At 52.5% G+C, this 14,048-nt stretch carries 17 protein-coding genes; 10 read left to right on the plus strand and 7 right to left on the minus strand.

The window, feature by feature from the left end:
• Nucleotides 1–17: 17 nt before the first annotated feature.
• Genes pspC through pspA form a run of 3 tightly spaced genes read right to left on the minus strand, consistent with a single transcriptional unit; the run spans nucleotide 18 to nucleotide 1,293 of the window.
• A complete protein-coding gene (gene pspC / locus ACMGGP_RS08920; RefSeq protein ID WP_010244595.1) occupies nucleotides 18–368 on the minus strand; it encodes an envelope stress response membrane protein PspC in 351 nt (116 codons plus the stop codon).
• Nucleotides 365–592, minus strand: a complete 228-nt coding sequence (gene pspB / locus ACMGGP_RS08925; protein WP_010244592.1) for an envelope stress response membrane protein PspB — start codon at nucleotides 590–592, stop codon at nucleotides 365–367. The genes pspC and pspB overlap by 4 nt, the downstream gene beginning before the upstream one ends.
• A gap of 35 nt (nucleotides 593–627) precedes the next feature.
• Entirely contained in the window at nucleotides 628–1,293 is a 666-nt protein-coding gene (pspA, locus tag ACMGGP_RS08930) for a phage shock protein PspA (RefSeq protein WP_010244588.1), read from the minus strand.
• A 164-nt stretch (nucleotides 1,294–1,457) separates the two neighbouring features.
• Here pspA and pspF point away from each other — a divergent pair, with 164 nt between their 5' ends.
• The gene (gene pspF / locus ACMGGP_RS08935) at nucleotides 1,458–2,459 is read left to right on the plus strand and encodes a phage shock protein operon transcriptional activator (protein ID WP_010244584.1); all 1,002 of its coding nucleotides are present in this window, start codon (nucleotides 1,458–1,460) and stop codon (nucleotides 2,457–2,459) included.
• A gap of 92 nt (nucleotides 2,460–2,551) precedes the next feature.
• On the opposite strand, the gene ACMGGP_RS08940 is transcribed toward pspF, so the two are convergent.
• Both ACMGGP_RS08940 and ACMGGP_RS08945 read right to left on the minus strand, forming a co-directional pair.
• Nucleotides 2,552–3,787: an MFS transporter gene (locus ACMGGP_RS08940; RefSeq protein ID WP_498798372.1), complete on the minus strand. Its 1,236-nt coding sequence runs from the start codon at nucleotides 3,785–3,787 to the stop codon at nucleotides 2,552–2,554.
• Nucleotides 3,788–3,933: 146 nt separating this feature from the next.
• Nucleotides 3,934–4,125: a hypothetical protein gene (locus tag ACMGGP_RS08945; protein WP_187507539.1), complete on the minus strand. Its 192-nt coding sequence runs from the start codon at nucleotides 4,123–4,125 to the stop codon at nucleotides 3,934–3,936.
• Between the two features lie 171 nt (nucleotides 4,126–4,296).
• Between ACMGGP_RS08945 and sapA the strand changes: the two genes are divergently transcribed.
• From sapA to ACMGGP_RS08965, 4 genes are all read left to right on the plus strand, one after another.
• Complete coding sequence (sapA, locus tag ACMGGP_RS08950; protein WP_498798373.1) at nucleotides 4,297–5,919, plus strand: ABC transporter substrate-binding protein SapA; 1,623 nt, start codon at nucleotides 4,297–4,299, stop codon at nucleotides 5,917–5,919.
• Nucleotides 5,920–6,885: a putrescine export ABC transporter permease SapB gene (sapB, locus tag ACMGGP_RS08955; RefSeq protein ID WP_010244573.1), complete on the plus strand. Its 966-nt coding sequence runs from the start codon at nucleotides 5,920–5,922 to the stop codon at nucleotides 6,883–6,885. It begins immediately after the preceding gene.
• 152 nt (nucleotides 6,886–7,037) lie between these two features.
• On the plus strand, nucleotides 7,038–7,244 hold the full coding sequence (locus ACMGGP_RS08960) for a hypothetical protein (protein WP_498798374.1): 207 nt from the start codon (nucleotides 7,038–7,040) through the stop codon (nucleotides 7,242–7,244).
• 295 nt (nucleotides 7,245–7,539) lie between these two features.
• Nucleotides 7,540–8,430, plus strand: a complete 891-nt coding sequence (locus tag ACMGGP_RS08965; RefSeq protein ID WP_498798375.1) for a GNAT family protein — start codon at nucleotides 7,540–7,542, stop codon at nucleotides 8,428–8,430.
• 201 nt (nucleotides 8,431–8,631) lie between these two features.
• On the opposite strand, the gene ACMGGP_RS08970 is transcribed toward ACMGGP_RS08965, so the two are convergent.
• The gene (locus ACMGGP_RS08970; RefSeq protein ID WP_050679879.1) at nucleotides 8,632–9,042 is read right to left on the minus strand and encodes a helix-turn-helix domain-containing protein; all 411 of its coding nucleotides are present in this window, start codon (nucleotides 9,040–9,042) and stop codon (nucleotides 8,632–8,634) included.
• Nucleotides 9,043–9,625: 583 nt separating this feature from the next.
• Between ACMGGP_RS08970 and ACMGGP_RS08975 the strand changes: the two genes are divergently transcribed.
• Entirely contained in the window at nucleotides 9,626–9,829 is a 204-nt protein-coding gene (locus ACMGGP_RS08975) for a hypothetical protein (protein WP_010244562.1), read from the plus strand.
• 50 nt (nucleotides 9,830–9,879) lie between these two features.
• Here ACMGGP_RS08975 and ACMGGP_RS08980 read toward each other — a convergent pair whose 3' ends face one another.
• Complete coding sequence (locus tag ACMGGP_RS08980; RefSeq protein ID WP_498798715.1) at nucleotides 9,880–10,065, minus strand: integrase arm-type DNA-binding domain-containing protein; 186 nt, start codon at nucleotides 10,063–10,065, stop codon at nucleotides 9,880–9,882.
• A gap of 295 nt (nucleotides 10,066–10,360) precedes the next feature.
• Here ACMGGP_RS08980 and sapC point away from each other — a divergent pair, with 295 nt between their 5' ends.
• From sapC to fabI, 4 genes are all read left to right on the plus strand, one after another.
• Complete coding sequence (sapC, locus tag ACMGGP_RS08985) at nucleotides 10,361–11,251, plus strand: putrescine export ABC transporter permease SapC (RefSeq protein ID WP_010670235.1); 891 nt, start codon at nucleotides 10,361–10,363, stop codon at nucleotides 11,249–11,251.
• Entirely contained in the window at nucleotides 11,252–12,247 is a 996-nt protein-coding gene (sapD, locus tag ACMGGP_RS08990; protein WP_010244553.1) for a putrescine export ABC transporter ATP-binding protein SapD, read from the plus strand. It abuts the gene before it with no gap.
• Nucleotide 12,248: 1 nt separating this feature from the next.
• Nucleotides 12,249–13,052, plus strand: a complete 804-nt coding sequence (gene sapF / locus ACMGGP_RS08995) for a putrescine export ABC transporter ATP-binding protein SapF (RefSeq protein WP_010244550.1) — start codon at nucleotides 12,249–12,251, stop codon at nucleotides 13,050–13,052.
• Nucleotides 13,053–13,193: 141 nt separating this feature from the next.
• The gene (gene fabI / locus ACMGGP_RS09000) at nucleotides 13,194–13,982 is read left to right on the plus strand and encodes an enoyl-ACP reductase FabI (RefSeq protein ID WP_010244547.1); all 789 of its coding nucleotides are present in this window, start codon (nucleotides 13,194–13,196) and stop codon (nucleotides 13,980–13,982) included.
• Nucleotides 13,983–14,048 lie beyond the last annotated feature (66 nt).

Genomic DNA, 14,048 nt, shown 5'->3' on the forward strand with positions numbered 1-14,048 from the left:
CAATAACAGTAGCAGAATCAAATCTGGCGGAAGCGGCTGCGCACGCTGAAGGTTTCAGACGTCACATAGCGTTCCAGGTCGCGCACGCTGCGCTCATCCCGTTGCAGGGTGCTCTCCAGCTGATCCAGCAGTTCACTGGCGCTGGGCTGGCGCTCAGTCTGGGAGGCAGAGGCGGGTTTCACATCCAGTACAAAACCCAGCACAAAGTAGGCGATCACCGTAAAGAGAAACAGGCCAAAGAACAGTGATAACACCACGATGACACGCAGCAGACGAACCGGAATATCGAGATACTCTGCCAGGCCTGCGCAGACACCCATAAATTTCCCTTCATCTGGCTTGCGCCACAACTTGCGTCCTTTAATCATGGCTGCCTCCAGTTTGGATGTTCAGCGTCCAGAATCGCTTCCAGCGCGTCAATACGTTCGCGCATCCGCTGCGCGTCCTGGGTCACGCGCTGCAGGCGCTGGATTTCGCTTTGCGACAGTTCCGAACCGCCGTTGCGTTTGTTGTTGTAATGCAGCCATAACCAGATCGGTGCGACAAACAACACGAAGATCGTTAACGGTATGGCGAAAAAAAGTGCGCTCATTGACTCTCCTTAATCACTTATCGCAACGTCGATGATTACTCACTGCGGTTCATTTTGGCTTTCAGCGCATTAAGCTGCTCGCTGATTTCATCGTCCGCTTTCAGGTCAGTAAACTCCTGGTTCAGCGTCTTTGGTTTACCAAAACCGTGGCTTTCTGCTTCCGCTTCCATATGGTCGATGCGACGTTCAAAAGATTCAAACCGTGCCATTGCTTCATCGATCTTACCGCTGTCCAGCTGACGACGAACATCGCGTGATGAAGAGGCCGCCTGATGACGCAGCGTCAACGCCTGCTGGCGGGCACGTGTCTCACTCAGTTTTTTCTCCAGCTCGCTGATTTCGCCTTTCATGCGCTCCAGCGTCTCTTCAACATGACCCACTTCCTGTTTCAGGGAGGCGATAAGATCGGTCAGTTTCTGTTTTTCAATCAGCGCCGAACGGGCCAGATCATCTTTATCTTTGCGCAGCGCCAGCTCCGCTTTTTCCTGCCACTCAGCCTGCTGAATCTCCGCCTGATCAATACGGCGTGACAACTGTTTCTTTTCAGCCAGTGCGCGTGCAGAGGTGGAGCGTACTTCAACTAAGGTGTCTTCCATTTCCTGAATCATCAGCCGGACCAGTTTCTGCGGATCTTCCGCACGCTCCAGCAAAGAATTAATGTTGGCATTAACGATGTCGGCGAAACGAGAAAAAATACCCATAATGATGTTCCTCTTTTAATGTTTTAAAACGTGAAGTCCTGCTGAGTTAATACAAAATGCGTGCCAATTTTATAATTTATTGATTATTATCATATTTTAAATTTTACAGCCTTTCCCGCTTGTTTTAAGATAGTCAAAATGATTAAGGGGTGGCGAAATTCATCATGACAGGCACTAGCGATAATCTCCTGGGGGAGTCGAACAATTTTCTTGAGGTGCTGGAGCAGGTTTCCAAACTGGCTCCCCTTGAGAAACCGGTACTGGTGATTGGCGAGCGTGGAACGGGCAAAGAGTTGATCGCCAGCCGACTGCACTATCTCTCTGACCGCTGGCAGGGGCCGTTTATCTCGCTGAACTGTGCCGCGCTGAATGAAAATCTGCTCGATTCTGAACTGTTTGGTCATGAGGCTGGCGCCTTTACCGGGGCGCAGAAGCGCCATCTTGGCCGTTTTGAACGTGCTGACGGCGGCACGCTGTTTCTCGATGAGCTGGCAACGGCACCGATGCTGGTTCAGGAAAAGCTGCTCAGGGTAATTGAATATGGACAGCTGGAGCGGGTCGGCGGCAATCACTCCCTGCAGGTAAATGTGCGACTGGTCTGTGCGACCAACGAAGACCTGCCCGCGCTGGCGGCGGCGGGAAAATTCCGCGCCGATTTGCTGGATCGTCTGGCCTTTGATGTGGTGCAGTTACCGCCACTGCGCGAACGACGCAGCGATATACTGGTGATGGCCGACCATTTCGCTATCCAGATGTGTCGCGAGCTCGGCCTGTTACTTTTTCCCGGCTTTACCGCACGGGCACAGCAGGCTCTGCTTGATTACCACTGGCCCGGCAACGTTCGCGAACTTAAAAACGTGGTGGAGCGCTCGGTCTATCGTCATAACAGCAGCGAGCAGCCGCTGGATAATGTGATTATCAACCCGTTTGCTTCACGCCCTGAACCGATTGCTGTCATCCGGACCAGTCAGGAGGCGGATAGCAGCGCGCTGCCTGCCCTGCCGCTGGATCTGCGTCAATGGCAGAATCAGCAGGAGCGGGATCTGGTGGAAGCCAGCCTGCAACAGGCACGTTATAACCAACGCCGTGCGGCTGGCTTATTAGGCGTCACCTATCATCAGTTGCGCGCAATGATGAAGAAGCACGATATAAAAGCAGAGAGTTAATTAACGCCGCCCCAACCTATGATTTTTCTCTGCTTTGTGAATTAACAACCCGGTATAAACCGGGCTTTTTTTCACGTTGAGCCACCTATCCATTATGTGTTGTGCGACTTAGTCCCCATTTTTTCAGGTTGCCTGATGGCAGGAACCAGACCGACGCCAGCGGTAGCCATCACCACGGCCAGCGCTGACATCAGCAATACAGCACTCATACCAAAGTGTGTTGCCAGCGGCCCCGCGACCAGTTGTCCAAAGGGAATGGCGATAAAGGAACCCATCGCATCATAAGCGTACACGCGAGCCAGCTTATCCGGTGGGATATGAGTCTGTAATGAGTGCGCCCAGGTTACGCCGAACAGGCCCAATGACATGCCAGCAATGAAGAATCCCACTATCAGCAGTGCTGCTGACGCATTCTGGCTCAGCATAAATATTGGAAGTGCGCAAAGACCCGCCAGCATCGCGCCAATCAGAAGGTCACGACGTGGATGCCATTTCATGGCCAGAAATGAACCTGCAATTAAACCTACGCTATGAGCAGCCACAATAATTCCCCATCGCGCCCGCCCGAAAGAGGCGTCGGCAATCATCGGGCCAAATACCTCTACAATTCCATTGAACGCGACGTTGATAATGGCGAACTGAAGGACTATCGACCAAATCCAGCTTCGTCCGGCGAACTCTGCCCAGCCTTCTTTGATATCGAGCAGGATATTGCCTTGCGAAGCCGCGGCTTTACTCGATTTCACACGAATCAGGAAATAGAGCGGCGCGGAAACGGCAAAACCCAGCGCATCAATTGCCAGCCCCCAGCCCGGCCCGACAGCGCTGGTGATAATTCCCCCCAGCGATGCCCCCATTACCGTACCGCCATAAATTCCCAGCTGAATTAACGCGTTAGCCTGACGCAAATCCGTTGCAGGAACTACCTGCGGAACCAGCGCAGACGATGCAGGCAGTGCGATGCCTGCCGCCGCACCATTCAGGGCACCCAGCAAAGTCAGGCTAATGACAGTTGCTGAGCCATCGAGTACAGACCAGGCGACGATAGCCTGAGAAACAGCGGCAACTACTGCCGATGAAACTAATACCCGACTGCGTGAGTAGCGATCGGCGACAACACCGCCCACCAGCAGGAAAAGCACGTTACACAGTGAACGGGACGCAACCACTATCCCTAAATCAGAAGCAGAACCGCCAATATCCAGTACCGCAAAAGCCAGCGCAATGGGTGCAATCCCATTGCCCAGCACGGTGAACAGGCGTCCAAAAAAAAGATAGCGAAAGGATGTATGCTGAAAAGCCTGAACGTTTTTTTGGAATTTATTCATTGCCAGGAAGTGGGTGACCAGAAGATGAGCTTATAGTACCTGCGTTTTTGTAAAAGTTAAGTGCGGTTTAATTCAGGACCCGCTTAGCTAAACGGGAGGCCAGCAGAGATAACATCATCATGAACTCACTTTTCTCTCCCGTTTTTTCATCGCCACACCGCATTCAAAGCGCCGGCTCTTTCAGCAGCTTTCCCTTCCCCGTCCAGGCAGACATGCCACTCTGCAAAAGCCAAAAAAAAGCCCGCCAACAGGCGGGCAACGATACTGGAAGCAATGTGAGCAATGTCGTGCTCTTCTTCGGCAGAGCTACCGTCGAAGCGCAGATGAATAATAATCATTCTTATTATCATCTGTAAACAAGTTATTGAGAATTTTTCTCATTACCACACCTTCTGTACGCTCTTTTTACCGCCGCGATGATGAAAATCAGTCTGGCAGCGGTTGCAGGTTTTGGGACAATGCCCGCTTTGCGATACACTCTGTTTAATGCCTCAAAATCGTTGAGTTCTATGTCAAAACTAATATGTTCGCTGTTGCTAAGCCTCAGCGTGTTGAGTGCCCCTGCGTGGTCAGCGCCTGCGGGTGATATCCGCCAGACCGGCTTCGTCTATTGCGTCAGCGGCACGCTGAACACCTTTAATCCGCAGATGGCCAGCAGCGGGCTGACTGTCGATACGCTGGCGGCACAACTCTATGACCGCCTGCTGGATGTCGATCCTTACACCTATCGTCTCAAGCCCGATCTGGCGTCCAGCTGGGAAGTGCGCGATAACGGCGCAACGTATCGCTTTCATCTGCGCAGCGGCGTGCAGTTTCAGCAGACGAATCAGTTCCGCCCCACCCGGGCGCTGAACGCCGACGATGTCGTGTTCAGCTTCGCCCGGATGTTTGACCGCAATCACCCCTGGCACAACGTCAACGGCGGCAACTATCCCTACTTTGACAGTCTGCAATTCTCCGACTCCGTGCAGAGCGTGAAGAAAATCGATAACAGGACGGTTGAGTTCAGGTTAAACAGCCCGGATGCGTCGTTCCTGTGGCACATGGCGACCCACTATGCACCAGTGCTGTCGAAAGAGTATGCCGACCAGCTTACCGCGCATGGCCGGCAGGAAGAGATGGACAGACAACCGGTTGGCACCGGTCCTTATCAGCTCAGCGAATACCGCACCGGTCAGTACATCCGCCTGGCGCGCAATCCTCACTACTGGAAAGGGGTGCCGCGTCTGCAACAGGCGGTGATCGATCTCGGCTCGGGCGGCACCGGGCGGCTTTCCAAGCTTCTGACCGGTGAATGTGACGTGCTTGCCTATCCCGCGGCCAGCCAGCTCACCATCCTGCGCGATGACCCGCGCCTGCGGATGACGCTGCGTCCCGGCATGAACATCGCCTATCTGGCCTTTAATACTCGTAAGCCGCCGCTCGACCGCCCTGAGGTGCGTCACGCGCTGGCGCTGGCGATCAACAATGAGCGGTTGATGGAGTCAATCTATTACGGCACCGCCGAAACCGCCGCCTCGATATTACCTCGCGCCTCATGGGCATATGATAATGATGCGCGCATCACAAGCTATGATCCGGAGAAGTCCCGTGCCGCACTGGCGGCTCTGGGCATCAGCGATCTGCATCTGCGGCTGGTGGTGCCTGCCGCGTCGCAGTCGTGGAATCCCAGCCCGCTGAAAACCGCCGAACTGTTGCAGGCGGATCTGGCGCAGGTCGGCGTCCGGCTGACCATTGTGCCGGTTGAGGGCCGTTTTCAGGAGGCGCAGCTGATGGCGATGAATCATGATCTGACACTGTCAGGCTGGGCCACCGACAGTAACGATCCAGACAGTTTCTTCCGGCCGCTGCTCAGTTGTGCGGCGATTCGCTCGCAGACCAATTACGCGCACTGGTGCTCGCCGGCCTTTGACGAAACGCTGCAGAATGCGCTGTTATCACAACAACTCTCTGGCCGCATCGACAGTTATGACAAAGCGCAGCAGATTCTGGCGCAGGAGTTGCCGGTGCTGCCGCTGGCATCCTCTCTGCGACTGCAGGCGTTTCGTCATGATATTAAAGGGCTGGTCCTGAGTCCGTTTGGCAACGCCTCGTTTGCCGGGGTTTATCGTGAAAGCGATAAGGAAAAGTAAGTGATTATCTATATTTTGCGGCGCCTGCTGCTACTGATCATTACCCTGTTTCTGCTGTCGCTGGTGAGCTTCAGTCTGAGCTACTTTACACCTGACGCCCCGCTGGAAGGCGCGGCGCTCTCGGATGCCTGGTGGTTCTGGTTTAAAGGGATGCTGCAGTTTGATTTCGGCGTCTCCAGCACCAACGGTCAGGAGATTGGCCTGCAACTGCGTGAGGTTTTCCCGGCCACCATGGAGTTGTGCATCCTGGCATTTCTGTTCGCGCTGCTGGTCGGGATCCCGCTGGGGATCTGTGCCGGCGTGATGCGCAATAAATGGCAGGACAAAACCATCAGTGCGCTGGCGCTGATTGGCTTTTCTGCACCAATTTTCTGGCTGGCGCTGCTGCTGACGCTGTTCTTCTCGCTGACGCTGGGCTGGCTGCCGGTGTCCGGTCGTCACGACCTGCTCTATCCGGTGCAGAGTGTCACTGGCTTTGCGCTGATTGATGCCTGGATGAGTCCTTCGCCCTGGCGACATGAGATGATAATCAGCGTCCTGAACCACCTGATTTTACCGGTGCTGGTGCTGGCGATGGCGCCGACGACGGAAGTGATCCGCCTGCTACGCAACAGCACCAGCGACGTGATGGACAAAAATTATGTCAAAGCGGCGGCCACGCGGGGTCTTTCGCCGTTTACCGTGATCCGCCGCCATGTGCTGCATAATGCGCTGCCGCCGGTGATCCCGCGTCTGGGTCTGCAATTTTCCACCATGCTGACGCTGGCGATGATCACCGAGATGGTCTTTAACTGGCCGGGTCTGGGGCGCTGGCTGATCAACGCGATTCGCCAGCAGGATTACGCGGCGATCTCCGCTGGCGTGATGGTGATTGGCGGGCTGGTGATTCTGGTCAATGTGATTTCTGACGTGATTGGTGCGGCCATGAACCCGCTGAAACATAAGGAATGGTATGCCCTGCGCTAACGCTCAGGGCGCTAAGGCAAAACATACAATAAACATATGAATTTTGTCGTTCAGAAGTCGTGCTGCAAGCAGGCATTGATGTACACGAATATTGTTCCTGCAGAAACCGATTTAAGTTCGAAGCGTAAACATTAATGAGGAGATGAACATTTATGGATGAAGTTGATCTGGCACAGGAGCGTGAAGAAGCGCATCTCGCTGCCTCTCTGGCAGCTCGTAAGGCCAAACTTAAAAGCCCAAACGGCTTATGCATCTGGTGCAAAGATGAGCCCGTAGTGACTGAAACTGCTTTCTGTTCAAGCGAGTGTGATGAGGATTATCATAAGCATCGCCGGGAGCAGAGCCAGCGGATTGTTTGAAAGAGAATGAAGTCACCCGGTCAGGCTATTACGCGGGTGACTCAGATAAACTTGATATAAATGTCAGGCAGCCCTCACAAATATAAAGCAATAAAACGACATCGCTTGATAGATTCTTGATATTTCCTTGCCTTTACGTTGATAAAAAAAATACATAATGCCCTGATTAAAATGTCACAGCAGAGACCATCTGTCCGGAGTTAGTGACAGGAAAAGATAGCATAGGGTGGCTGACATTCAGGAGCCATCTTTTTAACTCGATTTATCAGAACAACTATCAGGTTTAACATTTTATATGAGCCACTTCAAAAGAATGCTTTACGGCTGGGAAAAATCCGACGCTGGCATTTATGAGCACTGTTTTAACCGTTTTGGCGGGAGTGTTAATATGCATCCTGACGTGATCAGGTTTTTCTCATCTCGCACAAGTCATGAGGCAACGTATTTTCATAAAGTAAAGCAAGGTGGCTATATTGCCGCATATGCCCTGCTGGATCACTCACGGATAGGTGTCGATCAATGGAAAAAATTCCCGCTATCTTATGATGAGATCATGGTGCCGGCGGCTAAAAATGCCTCGATGCTTTTCCCTGAAAGAACCAATAAAATGTCACATTTCAACAAGCACAATTTCATAAATTTTAACTTTTCTTTTGCCCGAAAAAATAAAGTGTGCTTTGTAAAAGAGAGCTATTCAGTTAAAACAGAAAAGAATCGCCGCAACGAATACAACCGGTTCATACGTGCGGGTGGCCGCTGCTGTGACATGAATCAATTCAGCCCTGAAGAGCTGGCAGACTATTATATCTTCCTTTTTAAATCCCGTTTTTCTGACAGCATAACCTGTTATTCCAGGGAGAACCTGATCACGCTTATCATTGCCATGAAAAGGATGCTCTTCGGCTATATTCTTTTTGTAGGGGACGAGCCGTGCGCGATGGATCTGCTCTTCATGGCTGAGAGTGAACACATTATCTATTTTGATGTGCCAAACGGCGGCGTTAACATGAAATATTCGGACCTTAGTCCGGGTAGTTTACTTATGTGGAAAAACATTGGTGCGGCACGGGACTACTGTAAGCAGACGGGCAAGGAGATGAGGCTTTCAATCGGTTCACTTGATAAAGAATGGACGTATAAGCTTCGCTGGGCGGATGCGCATTCCACGGGGAAAACAATTTTTTAATCTTTCAGGAGAGGCTGGCTTATTTTCTGCATCGGAGCGGCTGGAAATAAGCACAAAACCGCCGAATCCTGAAATGCCAGGCATCAATGAAGGGTGTTAAAAAAAACGTTTAATCTCAGGGCCGGTTTTAATTTTTATGCATCACTGTCCTTCCCCGCCGTCCTGTAGATAATAATTTTCTGCGGATGCAATCAGGTAAACCTATGGCATTACGTAAGCTCTCAATCGCTGCCTGAAAATGGTGTCATCGCTGGGGAAGCAGAGAGAGTCCTTATCTGATTTTTTTGCAGCATCAGTGATTCGCCAGATGCCGGGAGGCATACCAAAATGTCGTGAGAAGGCGCGAGTGAACGTTTGCTGTGAGTCGTAGTTGAACTGATCAGCCACCTCTGCAATAGTGGCTTCAGTAAACCTTAAACTCAGCGAGGCCGCCTGCATTCTGGTGTTATTAATATATTTCCCGAGGCTGACTCCGCAATGCTTTGTGAACATTCTGTTAAGGTACCATTTTGAATATCCACTTTTTTTAGCCACTTTATCCAGGCTTATTTTTTCATCCGTATGATCATCAATCCATTTTATTAATGCATTAAAGAAGTTTTTATCTGTCATGCCATCCCCCTTTTGCGTTTTTTGCGGTCTCTTTTAATTCAAATCCATTGTCACACAAAATTTAATTCTATATTGATCGTTTGCAATTCCCTTGTCTAAGCTCCTTTCATTTTATTCTCGCCACTGATTTATCTCCTTTAGTAAAGAGTTCCCTCTCAGGACCCGACTATCCCTCAAAGTCATCAATGTACAATCAGGAAATGATGAAGAATCTGTCAACGTTGCACAAAAAGTGATCTCTGTTGAGGCGAACCTCTTAGGTGTTGGATTATCCGTCTTCTGTAGATGATTTACGGTGTATTACTCATGCAGCATCATGAAGGATTTCCTGTGCGGGTTCCGGCAGGGTTTCAGTAGTGAGCCATTCGCGCATAGCATCTGCACCTGAAATCGCCAGGCGGGCATGCTTCCACAGCGGTCTGAACACCGGGACACCTGAAGCCAGCCGGTAATCGCGCGTAATATCGGAATCAGGTAATTCACTGAGATGCCTGGTATTTTCAGGATAGTCTAAAATTCTTTATGTAAGCGTCAGCAACAAACCTCGCGGTAACGACGCGGTTTATCAGAAAGAGGACGAAAAATGAAATTCGCTGTAATTTTTGAAGATACTGGCGTTGAAGAGGAACATGAGTTTGACACCAAACCTGTTGCCGGAGATTTAGTGACGTTAACGCGCGATGGGATAGGTAAAGATTATATCGTGATCATTGAGCCGGATCCTGACCACACCCATGACGATGGGCCTGATGGACACCCGACAAAGGCCAGGGTCCGGCCAGCGTAGCCTCCGCTAAGATCTAATCCGCCGCCCAACAGGGCGGTTTTTATTGCCTGTTATCCGGAGGTGAATATAACTTTTTTCAGGCTGTTCAGGATGATATGCCGACGCGGATCATAACCCTTTGCAATCCAGAGCCGAAATTGCTGACGCCGTCTCCTTGCCTGTAACAGGGATATCGACGGATAATCCCCTGTAGACAGCTGACGGGCTAACCCTCCCAGCGATAACGGTAGAAAAATGTCACGCCGCCTCGAATGGAGAGCCTGACATTCAGTCCGGACGAGTTGAAGATAACCTCTGCTTTGTCGCGGCGCTTACCCAGCGCTTTCCTGAGCTTAGTGTCTGTCTGCAATGTGTACATCTTCTTTGCTTCTTTGCGTCTACGCAGAGGCGTACACAAAACACATAAATTACCGCTACTCAGAGTCAGCCATGATAAAGAAACATAAAGCATGTCCTCAGGATAACCCTCTGATATGATTAATTTTTATAAAGAAATGTTGTCCGAACTCAAGCACAATAAAGTGAAAGCGTATGCCCTCCGATAATATTTACGCCGAAAAACGCCTGCCCAGCGCGTTTCGTCAGAGCTGGCACCATTTCTATGGCAACCCGATTTCGATGGTCGGGCTGTATGGCTTTGGCGCACTGCTGCTGCTCTGTCTGTTTGGCGGGCTGATAGCGCCATACGATATCGATCAGCAGTTCCTGGGTTATCAGTTGCTGCCGCCATCCTGGTCACATTATGGCGATGTTTCCTTCTTTCTCGGCACCGACGATCTGGGTCGGGATGTGCTGAGCCGCCTGCTGAGCGGTGCGGGCCCGACGGTGGGTTCGGCGATTCTGGTGACGCTGTTCGCCACGCTCGGCGCGCTGGTGCTGGGCGTACTGGCGGGCATGACGCATGGCATACGCTCGGCGGTGATGAACCACGTGCTGGACACCCTGCTCTCTATTCCGTCGCTGTTACTGGCGATTATCGTGGTGGCGTTTCTCGGACCACGACTCGAGCATGCATTGCTGGCGGTCTGGCTGGCGCTGATTCCACGTCTGGTGCGCGAGATTTACAGTGCCGTGCATGATGAGCTGGAAAAAGAGTATGTGGTGGCGGCACGTCTTGACGGTGCCAGAGGCCGCAACATCCTGCGCTACGCCATTTTGCCTAACATTTTACCGTTGCTGATCACCGAAATTACCCGCGCGCTATCGATGGCGATTCTGGATATTGCCGCACTCGGGTTTCTCGACCTGGGCGCGCAGCTGCCTTCGCCCGAATGGGGAGCGATGCTGGGTGATTCGCTGGAGCTGATCTACGTCGCCCCCTGGACCGTTATGCTGCCGGGTGTGGCACTGATGGTCAGCGTATTAATTGTTAACCTGCTCGGTGACGGCATCCGTCGCGCCGTCGAAGCGGGAGTGGAATAAATGCCGTTACTCGATATCCGTAATCTGACCATTGAATTTATGACCGCTGACGGGCCGGTCAAAGCGGTCGATCGCGTCAATCTGACGCTGGGCGAAGGTGAAATCCGTGGCCTGGTCGGTGAGTCCGGCTCCGGTAAGAGTCTGGTTGCCAAGGCGATCTGCGGCGTAACTAACGATAACTGGCGTGTCACCGCCGATCGCATGGTATTTGATGATGTCGACCTGCTGCGCCTGTCGTCGCGCGAGCGCCGCCGCATTATCGGACATAACGTCTCGATGATTTTTCAGGAGCCGCAATCCTGTCTGGATCCCTCTGAAAGCATCGGTCGTCAGCTGATGCAGGTGATCCCGCGCTGGACGTATAAAGGTCCGTGGCTGAAACGCTTCTGGTTCTGGCGCAAAACCCGCGCCATCGAACTGCTGCATCGCGTCGGCATTAAAGATCACAAAGATATAATGCGCAGCTTCCCCTATGAGCTGACCGAAGGCGAATGCCAGAAAGTGATGATCGCGATTGCGCTGGCTAATCAGCCGCGTCTGCTGATTGCCGATGAGCCGACGAATGCCATGGAACCCACTACGCAGGCGCAGATTTTCCGCCTGCTGAGCCGTCTGAACCAGAATAACAACACCACCATTCTGTTGATCAGTCATGACCTGCGCACCATGAGCCAGTGGGCGGACCGTATCAACGTGATGTACTGTGGTCAGACGGTAGAAACCGCCCAGAGCGAAGATTTAATGAGTACGCCGCACCATCCTTATACTCAGGCGCTGATTCGGGCGATGCCCGATTTTGGACGATCCCTGCCGCACAAAAGCCGTCTCAATACTTTGTCAGGAGCGATCCCGTCGCTGGAGAGCCTGCCGATTGGTTGTCGTCTGGGGCCACGTTGCCCTTATGCGCAGCGCAAATGTATTGAAACGCCACGGCTTACCGGCAGCAAAACGCATCTTTATGCCTGTCATTTCCCGCTGAATATGGAGGGCCAGTAGCATGGAGACCCTGCTGGAAGTGCGCAACCTGAGTAAAACCTTCCGTTATCGTACGGGCCTGTTCCGCCGTCAGCACGTTGAGGCGGTGAAGTCGGTCAGTTTTACCCTACGCGAGAGGCAGACGCTGGCGATAATCGGCGAAAACGGCTCCGGCAAGTCCACGCTGGCGAAGATGCTCAGCGGCATGGTCGCCCCTACTGAAGGTGAGATTCTGATAGACGATCATCCGCTGACATTCGGCGATTATGGCTATCGCAGTCAGCGCATCCGCATGATTTTCCAGGATCCCTCAACCTCCCTGAATCCGCGTCAGCGTATCAGCCAGATTCTGGAGTTCCCGCTGCGGCTTAATACCGATCTCAGCGCGGAGGATCGAGAGAAACGCATTATCGCCACCCTGCGTCAGGTGGGATTACTGCGCGATCACGCCGGCTATTATCCGCACATGCTGGCACCCGGTCAGAAGCAGCGTCTGGGGCTGGCCCGCGCGTTGATTTTGCAACCCAAAGTGATTGTGGCCGATGAAGCGCTGGCCTCACTGGATATGACCATGCGTTCCCAGCTGGTGAATCTGATGCTGGAACTGCAGGAGAAGCATGGTATCGCATACATTTATGTTACCCAGCATCTGGGGATGATGAAGCACATCAGCGATAAGGTGCTGGTGATGCATCAGGGCGAAGTGGTCGAGCGCGGCGGCACCGCTGATGTACTGGCCTCCCCGCTGCACGATCTGACCCGACGACTGATCAGCAGCCACTTTGGCGAAGCATTGAGTGCCGAAGCCTGGCGGCGAGAGCGTTGATTTTTGCTGCATATCGCGGAAATTGCGGGCCGATTTACCTGATTTATGAGAGACGTGCTAGAATCCGCACGTCGATTAACGTCGGTCGCTTACTTTTTAACCATGCGGCCGCCAACTACAATGACCATAAGGATTACAGCTATGGGTTTTCTTTCCGGTAAGCGCATTCTGATTACTGGCGTTGCCAGTAAACTTTCCATCGCCTACGGTATTGCACAGGCGATGCACAAACAGGGCGCAGAACTGGCTTTCACCTACCAGAACGACAAATTAAAAGGTCGTGTGGAAGAGTTTGCCAAAGATTTGGGTTCAGACATCGTGCTGCCATGTGACGTAGCCGAAGATGAGAGCATCAAATCTCTGTTCACTGAACTGGCAAAAACCTGGCCGAAATTTGACGGTTTCGTTCACTCTATCGGTTTCGCCCCTGGCGAGCAGCTGGTTGGCGACTACGTGAACGCCGTTACCCGCGAAGGCTTTAAAATCGCGCATGACATCAGTGCTTACAGCTTCGTCGCGATGGCCAAAGAGTGCCGCGAGATGCTGAATCCACACTCTGCGCTGCTGACCCTCTCTTACCTGGGTGCTGAGCGCGCGATCCCGAACTACAACGTGATGGGTCTGGCGAAAGCGTCGCTGGAAGCCAACGTGCGCTACATGGCAAACGCCATGGGCCCGGAAGGCGTGCGTGTTAACGCCGTTTCTGCCGGTCCAATCCGCACCCTGGCAGCATCAGGCATCAAAGATTTCCGTAAGATGCTGGCACACTGCGAAGCGGTCACCCCGATTCGCCGTACCGTTACCATCGAAGATGTCGGCAACTCAGCAGCATTCCTCTGCTCTGACCTGGCTGGCGGCATCACCGGTGAAGTGGTACACGTTGATGGCGGCTTCAGCATCGCCGCAATGAACGAACTGGAACTGAAATAAGTTCTGCAAGGGCGAGCCTGGCTCGCCCTTCTCTTTGCTCCCGCCTCGCCCTTCCTGCCTGATTTC

It is taken from the genome of Curtobacterium sp. BNK-1, from assembly GCF_048685235.1.
In the GTDB taxonomy this organism is placed as follows: domain Bacteria; phylum Pseudomonadota; class Gammaproteobacteria; order Enterobacterales; family Enterobacteriaceae; genus Pantoea; species Pantoea agglomerans.

What these genes read in the sequence shown, in the direction of transcription:
- pspC (WP_010244595.1), bottom strand. Translation starts at nt 368, where the DNA reads ATGATTAAAGGACGCAAGTTGTGGCGCAAGCCAGATGAAGGGAAATTT.
- pspB (WP_010244592.1), bottom strand. Translation starts at nt 592, where the DNA reads ATGAGCGCACTTTTTTTCGCCATACCGTTAACGATCTTCGTGTTGTTT.
- pspA (WP_010244588.1), bottom strand. Translation starts at nt 1,293, where the DNA reads ATGGGTATTTTTTCTCGTTTCGCCGACATCGTTAATGCCAACATTAAT.
- pspF (WP_010244584.1), top strand. Translation starts at nt 1,458, where the DNA reads ATGACAGGCACTAGCGATAATCTCCTGGGGGAGTCGAACAATTTTCTT.
- ACMGGP_RS08940 (WP_498798372.1), bottom strand. Translation starts at nt 3,787, where the DNA reads ATGAATAAATTCCAAAAAAACGTTCAGGCTTTTCAGCATACATCCTTT.
- ACMGGP_RS08945 (WP_187507539.1), bottom strand. Translation starts at nt 4,125, where the DNA reads ATGATTATTATTCATCTGCGCTTCGACGGTAGCTCTGCCGAAGAAGAG.
- sapA (WP_498798373.1), top strand. Translation starts at nt 4,297, where the DNA reads ATGTCAAAACTAATATGTTCGCTGTTGCTAAGCCTCAGCGTGTTGAGT.
- ACMGGP_RS08960 (WP_498798374.1), top strand. Translation starts at nt 7,038, where the DNA reads ATGGATGAAGTTGATCTGGCACAGGAGCGTGAAGAAGCGCATCTCGCT.
- ACMGGP_RS08965 (WP_498798375.1), top strand. Translation starts at nt 7,540, where the DNA reads ATGAGCCACTTCAAAAGAATGCTTTACGGCTGGGAAAAATCCGACGCT.
- ACMGGP_RS08970 (WP_050679879.1), bottom strand. Translation starts at nt 9,042, where the DNA reads ATGACAGATAAAAACTTCTTTAATGCATTAATAAAATGGATTGATGAT.
- ACMGGP_RS08975 (WP_010244562.1), top strand. Translation starts at nt 9,626, where the DNA reads ATGAAATTCGCTGTAATTTTTGAAGATACTGGCGTTGAAGAGGAACAT.
- sapC (WP_010670235.1), top strand. Translation starts at nt 10,361, where the DNA reads ATGCCCTCCGATAATATTTACGCCGAAAAACGCCTGCCCAGCGCGTTT.
- sapD (WP_010244553.1), top strand. Translation starts at nt 11,252, where the DNA reads ATGCCGTTACTCGATATCCGTAATCTGACCATTGAATTTATGACCGCT.
- sapF (WP_010244550.1), top strand. Translation starts at nt 12,249, where the DNA reads ATGGAGACCCTGCTGGAAGTGCGCAACCTGAGTAAAACCTTCCGTTAT.
- fabI (WP_010244547.1), top strand. Translation starts at nt 13,194, where the DNA reads ATGGGTTTTCTTTCCGGTAAGCGCATTCTGATTACTGGCGTTGCCAGT.